General features: G+C 47.0%; 8 protein-coding genes. 7 read left to right on the plus strand and 1 reads right to left on the minus strand.

Annotation, left to right across the window (positions count from 1 at the left end):
• Nucleotides 1–130 precede the first annotated feature (130 nt).
• The 7 genes from B9J84_RS15055 to B9J84_RS15085 all read left to right on the plus strand — a co-directional run bounded on the left by B9J84_RS15055 (nt 131) and on the right by B9J84_RS15085 (nt 5,392).
• Complete coding sequence (locus B9J84_RS15055) at nt 131–613, plus strand: PTS sugar transporter subunit IIA (RefSeq protein WP_013868340.1); 483 nt, start codon at nt 131–133, stop codon at nt 611–613.
• 7 nt (nt 614–620) lie between these two features.
• On the plus strand, nt 621–1,313 hold the full coding sequence (locus B9J84_RS15060) for an L-ribulose-5-phosphate 4-epimerase (RefSeq protein ID WP_094124477.1): 693 nt from the start codon (nt 621–623) through the stop codon (nt 1,311–1,313).
• A 5-nt stretch (nt 1,314–1,318) separates the two neighbouring features.
• Nucleotides 1,319–2,140: a pyridoxal phosphatase gene (locus tag B9J84_RS15065; RefSeq protein ID WP_064626588.1), complete on the plus strand. Its 822-nt coding sequence runs from the start codon at nt 1,319–1,321 to the stop codon at nt 2,138–2,140.
• A 5-nt stretch (nt 2,141–2,145) separates the two neighbouring features.
• Nucleotides 2,146–2,793: a 3-keto-L-gulonate-6-phosphate decarboxylase UlaD gene (locus B9J84_RS15070; protein WP_047688778.1), complete on the plus strand. Its 648-nt coding sequence runs from the start codon at nt 2,146–2,148 to the stop codon at nt 2,791–2,793.
• Between the two features lie 8 nt (nt 2,794–2,801).
• Nucleotides 2,802–3,683 (plus strand): L-ribulose-5-phosphate 3-epimerase, encoded by an 882-nt coding sequence (locus B9J84_RS15075; protein WP_029189691.1) that lies wholly within the window; start codon nt 2,802–2,804, stop codon nt 3,681–3,683.
• A gap of 210 nt (nt 3,684–3,893) precedes the next feature.
• Entirely contained in the window at nt 3,894–4,316 is a 423-nt protein-coding gene (locus B9J84_RS15080; RefSeq protein ID WP_094124478.1) for a hypothetical protein, read from the plus strand.
• Nucleotides 4,317–4,435: 119 nt separating this feature from the next.
• Complete coding sequence (locus B9J84_RS15085) at nt 4,436–5,392, plus strand: diguanylate cyclase domain-containing protein (protein WP_094124479.1); 957 nt, start codon at nt 4,436–4,438, stop codon at nt 5,390–5,392.
• On the opposite strand, the gene B9J84_RS15090 is transcribed toward B9J84_RS15085, so the two are convergent.
• Nucleotides 5,382–6,353, minus strand: coding sequence for an arginine deiminase-related protein (locus B9J84_RS15090; protein WP_094124480.1), 972 nt, complete (start codon nt 6,351–6,353; stop codon nt 5,382–5,384). The genes B9J84_RS15085 and B9J84_RS15090 overlap by 11 nt on opposite strands.
• Between the last annotated feature and the right edge of the window lie 47 nt (nt 6,354–6,400).

Below are 6,400 nucleotides of genomic sequence, written 5' to 3' on the forward strand. Positions count from 1 at the left end.
CTGCTCGATATCATCGATAAAAACTTTGTCACTTTGAAATAGCTATTACTACAAAACGATAAGTACAAAAACGATAGGTACAAAAACAATAGGTGCCAGACGCACTGGCACCCACTCTGGAGATAGAACCATGGGACTGAAACAATCACTGATCGACAATGATTCCATCCAATTAAATGCCCAGGCGAGCACTTGGCAAGAGGCGATCAAAATTGGCACGGATAGGCTGATCAAATCAGGAGCCATCCACCCCTGCTATCACGATGCCATCATCAGCAGCGTTGAACAATTAGGCCCGTATATAGTCATCGCGCCGAATCTTGCCCTGCCTCATGCTCGTCCTGAAAATGGCGTGATCAGAACCGCCTTTGCTTTAGTGACGCTACAAACGCCTGTCTATTTTGACGGCGAAGATGAACCAGTCGATGTGCTGATCACCTTGGCTGGCAGCTCGTCTGATCAGCATATGGAAGGATTAATGGAAGTAACCCAAGTGCTGGATGATGAAGAGAGCGAGACTGGCGTTGATCTCGATAAACTGCGCCGTTGTCGTACCGCGCAGGATGTTTACCAAGTGATTGATGAAGCGTTAGCGGCGCAATTGGTCGAGTGAGGATGTCATGTATAGCGAACTAAAACAGCGAGTATTTGCGGCAAATCTTAAGCTTCCCCAATACGGTTTGGTCACTTTTACTTGGGGTAATGTGTCAGAAATAGACCGCGAGAAGGGCGTCATCGCCATCAAACCTTCCGGCGTAGAATACGATGTGATGAAAGTCGATGACATGGTGATCGTTGATCTTAACGGCGCGATTGTGGAAGGCACACTTAATCCATCCAGTGATACCGCCACTCACCTCGAACTCTATAAAGCTTATCCAGAGATCGGCGGCGTGGTACACACCCATTCGCGCAGTGCCACTATTTGGGCGCAAGCGGGCATTGACATTCCTGCTTTAGGGACCACTCACGCCGATTATTTTTACGGTGACATCCCCTGCACACGCAAACTTTCTTGCGATGAAATCACTGGCCAATATGAGAAAAATACCGGACTTGTGATCATCGAAGAGTTCAAACATCGTCGCATTGACCCGATGGCAGTGCCAAGCGTGATTGTCGCCGGGCATGCTCCTTTCTCTTGGGGCAAAGATGCTAACGATGCCGTTCATAACGCCGTCGTCTTGGAGGAGATTTCCGCCATGGCGCTGGCGACTCGTTCACTCAACAGTGGCATCAAAATTCAACCGGAATTATCCGATAAACACTATCAACGTAAGCACGGTGATAACGCTTACTACGGCCAAAGGTAGCGGCTATGTATAAAGTTCTCGCGCTCGATCTTGATGGCACGGTGTTGACTGATGAACACACCATTCATCCTCAGCTAAAGCGGGCGATTCAACAAGCGCAGCAACACTGCCACGTGGTGATCGTGACTGGCCGCCACCACACGGCGGCTAAACCCTATTATCAAGAATTGGGGCTCACAACCCCCATCATCTGCTGTAACGGCACGTATGTGTATGACTACCAAAATGAAAAAGTGCTCAAGCACAATGCCATCACCAAACACGATGCATTGACCTTTCTTGCACTGGCTAAAGAGTTTCAAATGAAACTGGTGATGTATGTGACCGACGCGATGACCTATTCCAAGCGTAGCCCAATCGCCTACATGCAAGCATTAGAAAAATGGGCCAGCCAGTACCCACCAACAGCACAACCCAAAATCGAGCAAATTGACTCGTTTCGTCACCGCGTCGAGCAAGAAACGTTTATTTGGAAATTTGTGGTTGAAGGGCTACCGAGTTCCGTTGAACGCCTTGCCCAACAAGCTTGGGTACAAGAGACATTCAATGGCGAGCGTTCATGGTCGAATCGCGTCGACTTTGCTGCCAAAGGCAACAGTAAAGGTCAGCGCTTGGCTGAATATGTGCAATCGCTCGGCTACCACGCTAATCACGTGCTGGCTGTCGGCGATAACCATAACGACATTTCAATGCTCGACTACGCCGGGCTCGGTGTGGCGATGCTCAATGCCGACGATACGGTGAAATCCCACGCCAAACTGATTTGTACAACCGATAACAATCACGACGGGCTCGCCCGTTTGATCCGTGACAAAATTCAAGGATAACTCTCATGACTAAACCAATGATCCAAATCGCTCTCGACCAAACTGACCTTATTTCTGCCATCGAAGTGGCAAAAAACGTAGCAAGCTTTGTTGATGTCATCGAAGTGGGCACCATCCTCGCCTTTGCTGAAGGCATGAAGGCCGTCAAAACGTTACGCCATAATCACCCTGACCATATTCTAGTATGCGATATGAAAACCACCGATGGCGGCGCTATTTTAGCGCGGATGGCATTTGAAGCTGGCGCGGATTGGATCACCGTTTCTGCCGCAGCGCATATCGCTACCATCAGTGCGTGTAAGAAAGTCGCCGATGAACTGGATGGCGAAATCCAAATCGAAATTTACGGCAACTGGACCTTTGCTGATGCACAAGCGTGGATTGACCTTGGTATCACTCAAGCCATTTATCACCGTTCAAGAGATGCCGAACTGGCCGGTATTGGTTGGACAGGCGAAGATGTTGAGAAGATGCGAACCCTATCGAATATGGGGCTGGAGCTTTCCATCACAGGTGGCATCGTTCCAGAAGATCTCTATTTATTTGAAGGCATTAAGGCCAAAACCTTCATTGCGGGGCGTGCATTGGTCGGTGAAAAAGGTCGCGTCACTGCTGAAGCACTGCGCAGTCAAATCGATCGTTTTTGGTGCTAGGAGGCCGTATGTATCAGCATTTGCCACGCCAACGTATCGGGTTGTATGAAAAAGCGCTCCCCAATCATTTCAGTTGGGAAGAAAAGCTCGCCACAACAAAAGAGCTGGGGTTTGATTTTTTAGAGATATCCGTCGATGAGTCGGATGAACGTCGTCAACGCTTAGACTGGGATGATGCAACCATCTATCAGCTACGAAGATGGTGTGAGCAATACCAAATCCCGCTACAATCGATGTGCCTAAGTGCACACCGCAAGTTTCCTTTTGGCTCGTCAGACCCCGCCATTAGAGAGCAAGCCATTCTGCACATGGAGAAAGCAATTACCTTAGCTTACAAACTGGGCATTCGCACCATCCAACTCGCAGGCTATGATGTCTATTACGAACCCGCTAATAAAGAAACTCATCAACGTTTCATTGAAGGCATGCAGCTTGCCGCCAAATTGGCCGAGCGTGCTGGCGTGATGCTGGCAGTGGAGATCATGGATACCAGCTATCTTAATTCACTGAGCAAGTTCGAAATACTAAAGAGGGAAGTACCCTCCCCCTATTTTATGGCGTATCCAGATGTAGGCAACATTTCAGGTTGGAACTACGATGTGTGTACTGAATTGGCACTTGGTATGCCACACATTACTCAGATCCACCTTAAAGATACTCATTGCGTCACCTCTAGTTCCACGGGCCAATTTCGAGACTTGGTGATTGGTGAAGGAGAAGTCAATTTTGATGCTATTTCCCAAACGCTGAAAGAGGCAAACTGTGTTGTACCTATGGTGATCGAAATGTGGGCGCAAGATGAACATTGGAAACACAATATTCGTGTTGCGCAGCATCGGCTAAATCAAGCCTGCGATGCCGCTGATTCGCCTCGTTTATTCAACCTATAGCTCATTTATTCAACCTATAAATTGTGCTCGGGTGCATCTTTTATGCATCTTTTATGCATCTTTTATGCATCCTTCATCCTCATATTGGATAATGCCGCGCCCTCTCCCCCGTGAGCGCGGTAGCTTTTCTTGGCAAATATTGACATCACCAACACAATCGCGCAGAGTTGCTTTTTGATAACGCCCCGATGCATAACACTCTGAGAACCAATGAAATTACTTCACTTACAACTCTTCTGGTATGAAAAGCATCACACCCTTTTAGAAATGGAAGCGCTCCCTACGCTCACCCCAACCCAAGAGCAAGCGCTGGCAGAATGGGTTAAGTGTCGACGCAAAATATTAAGCTTTGAGGCTCACCAGCATACTTGGGTAAAAGTGAATGTAGACGGTTTTTCTTCCGCTTTACATTTAAAGCCTAATGGCACGTTGGCCGAGCGAGATCTGTTTGGTGAAAAAACACTGCAAGGATTATGGAAAGTCATCGACGGTTTCTTATTTATCAAAGTGATCAGCTGTGAATTTATTGTCGAATATCAGATTGTTGGCAATAACGAACAGAGCATTCACTGCGGTATTGAGTACATCAACGGCCGAGTCAGTACCTACAGCAAATTTATTCAAACCAAATAAGCTTTGTGACCCACGGGAAAAAATGAGACATATGTTGAACAAGATATCAACAACCTTGTGAATCCATCGGCAAACTGTGGCACACTCGACATAAATGCAGACTCGGTTCATCACGGTTTATGGAAGAGTACTTAAAACGAATCAAGCAGCTTGAAGAGCAAGTTGAGCATCTCAAAAAAGAAAACAGCTCTCTTGAAGAAAAACTGAATGCAACGTTAGAAGGCACTGGTCTTTGTCTTTGGGAACAACACATTCCTAGCGGAACCCTTAAAATATTCAATAGAGAATGGGGTGATATGCTTGGCTATCAATCACACGAGCTCGACGCCACCGTCGACATTTGGAAAAGCAAGCTCCACCCCGATGATTATGACTTAGCCGTGGGCGCTTTTGAGGACCATTTGAATGGCAAGGCTGACACCTATCAGGTCATACACCGGATGATCCGCAAAGATGGAGGTCAAAGCTGGGTGTCGGATCGCGGCCGAATCGTTGAATATGATGAGAATGGAAAGCCGCTGCGCATGATGGGCACCCACACGGATATTACCAATGAAAAACATTATGAATTAGAACTCTCCAAACTCGCCGCGCAAGATCCATTAACCAACCTATTAAATCGAAAGGCGTTAGAAACTAAGTTTGACGAGATGAATGATCTTGTCGAACACCCTGCGGCACTGATTTTTATCGATTTGGATGACTTTAAAACCGTCAATGATCATCTTGGGCACCAAGCTGGGGATTTCGTGCTGCTCCAAGTTTCTCAATGGCTTCAAGAAAATGCGCCTCAACCATCATCGATTGCTCGTTTGGGCGGCGATGAGTTTGTCCTCTTGTGCACCAATCAAAGCACAGAAACGTTAAAGCAGTTTATCGATAGTTTGCTCACCAAAGCCTATTCACCACTAAAATTAAGCCATGGAGAAGTGCAAATTGGCTTTAGTATTGGTGTTTGCCAATTCACAACCTCAACGCATACTTTTGAAACCTTATATGAATTGGCCGACCAAGCAATGTATCAGGTGAAGAAAAATGGCAAAAATGGCGTTGAGTACATCAATCTTAGCCAATAGCAGGCAAAAATACTTCCCCTAACATACATCTCACCGAACCACCGCCAATATCCTCAATGGTCTTCACATTACACGGCAGTAACTTACCGTGACTGGCCAGCTGCGCACGCTGCGCCAGCGAAAAGGCATCAAACGCCGATTGTGACATAGCGATCACTTTATCTCCTGCCGCCGTTTCTAATTGTAAAATGTTGCCGCAGAAACAGTTCATCTGCTCAAGTGAAATTGAGATGATCTGTTTATCTTTGGCCAGTGATTTAACCACAAAACGGCGTTCAAACTCCGGGATCACTTCATCGCAAATCACGCAGAATGCTTCACCAACCGCCATCATCACATTGGTGTGATAAACCGGTTGGCCTGAAGGCAACGCCGTTTGAAAAGAGACCACGCGATCATAACCGATACGTTTAGCGTACTCCTCTAGCACTTCACGGTCGCAGCGCTGTGACAACGCCGAATAGATGGTTCGATTAAGGTGATCCATCACCATCACACCGGTGCTTTCAAGATAAGCCTGCTGGTCTTGATACGCGAGCAACGAATCTTGCGCCAATACCTTTCGGCCTGACAAAGTAAGGGCTTCAACCAACGCTTGTGGGCGCACTTCTTGCTGTCGATTTTTACAAGCCATCGGAAAGGTAAACAAGGTTCCCTCTGGCGTAGTGCTAAACCAGTTATTGGGAAAGACGGCATCTGGCGTTTCCACTTCAGATAATGGGTAATCAAACTCCACCACTTGTACGCCTTCGAGACGCAGTGTCTCAACCATGCTTTGATATTCGGCCATGGCTTGGATGCGAACTTGTTCGGTACTCAATGCAACTTGGTGTTGAAATTCATTATCTTGTGCCGTTTGAGCGTTAAATTTGAACTCTTTTGGCGGCACCATTACGACACAATTGGCATTTTGCACCGTATTCACGGCTAGCTGTGTGATCACTTGTTCCTGCAACATCATAGAAACTTTCCCTTCTACTCACTTTAGGCCAATTGTAAGCATAATGT

The organism is Vibrio sp. V03_P4A6T147 (assembly GCF_002241085.1).
In the GTDB taxonomy this organism is placed as follows: domain Bacteria; phylum Pseudomonadota; class Gammaproteobacteria; order Enterobacterales; family Vibrionaceae; genus Vibrio; species Vibrio anguillarum.

What these genes read in the sequence shown, in the direction of transcription:
- B9J84_RS15080 (WP_094124478.1), top strand. Translation starts at nt 3,894, where the DNA reads ATGAAATTACTTCACTTACAACTCTTCTGGTATGAAAAGCATCACACC.
- B9J84_RS15065 (WP_064626588.1), top strand. Translation starts at nt 1,319, where the DNA reads ATGTATAAAGTTCTCGCGCTCGATCTTGATGGCACGGTGTTGACTGAT.
- B9J84_RS15060 (WP_094124477.1), top strand. Translation starts at nt 621, where the DNA reads ATGTATAGCGAACTAAAACAGCGAGTATTTGCGGCAAATCTTAAGCTT.
- B9J84_RS15055 (WP_013868340.1), top strand. Translation starts at nt 131, where the DNA reads ATGGGACTGAAACAATCACTGATCGACAATGATTCCATCCAATTAAAT.
- B9J84_RS15075 (WP_029189691.1), top strand. Translation starts at nt 2,802, where the DNA reads ATGTATCAGCATTTGCCACGCCAACGTATCGGGTTGTATGAAAAAGCG.
- B9J84_RS15090 (WP_094124480.1), bottom strand. Translation starts at nt 6,353, where the DNA reads ATGATGTTGCAGGAACAAGTGATCACACAGCTAGCCGTGAATACGGTG.
- B9J84_RS15070 (WP_047688778.1), top strand. Translation starts at nt 2,146, where the DNA reads ATGACTAAACCAATGATCCAAATCGCTCTCGACCAAACTGACCTTATT.
- B9J84_RS15085 (WP_094124479.1), top strand. Translation starts at nt 4,436, where the DNA reads ATGGAAGAGTACTTAAAACGAATCAAGCAGCTTGAAGAGCAAGTTGAG.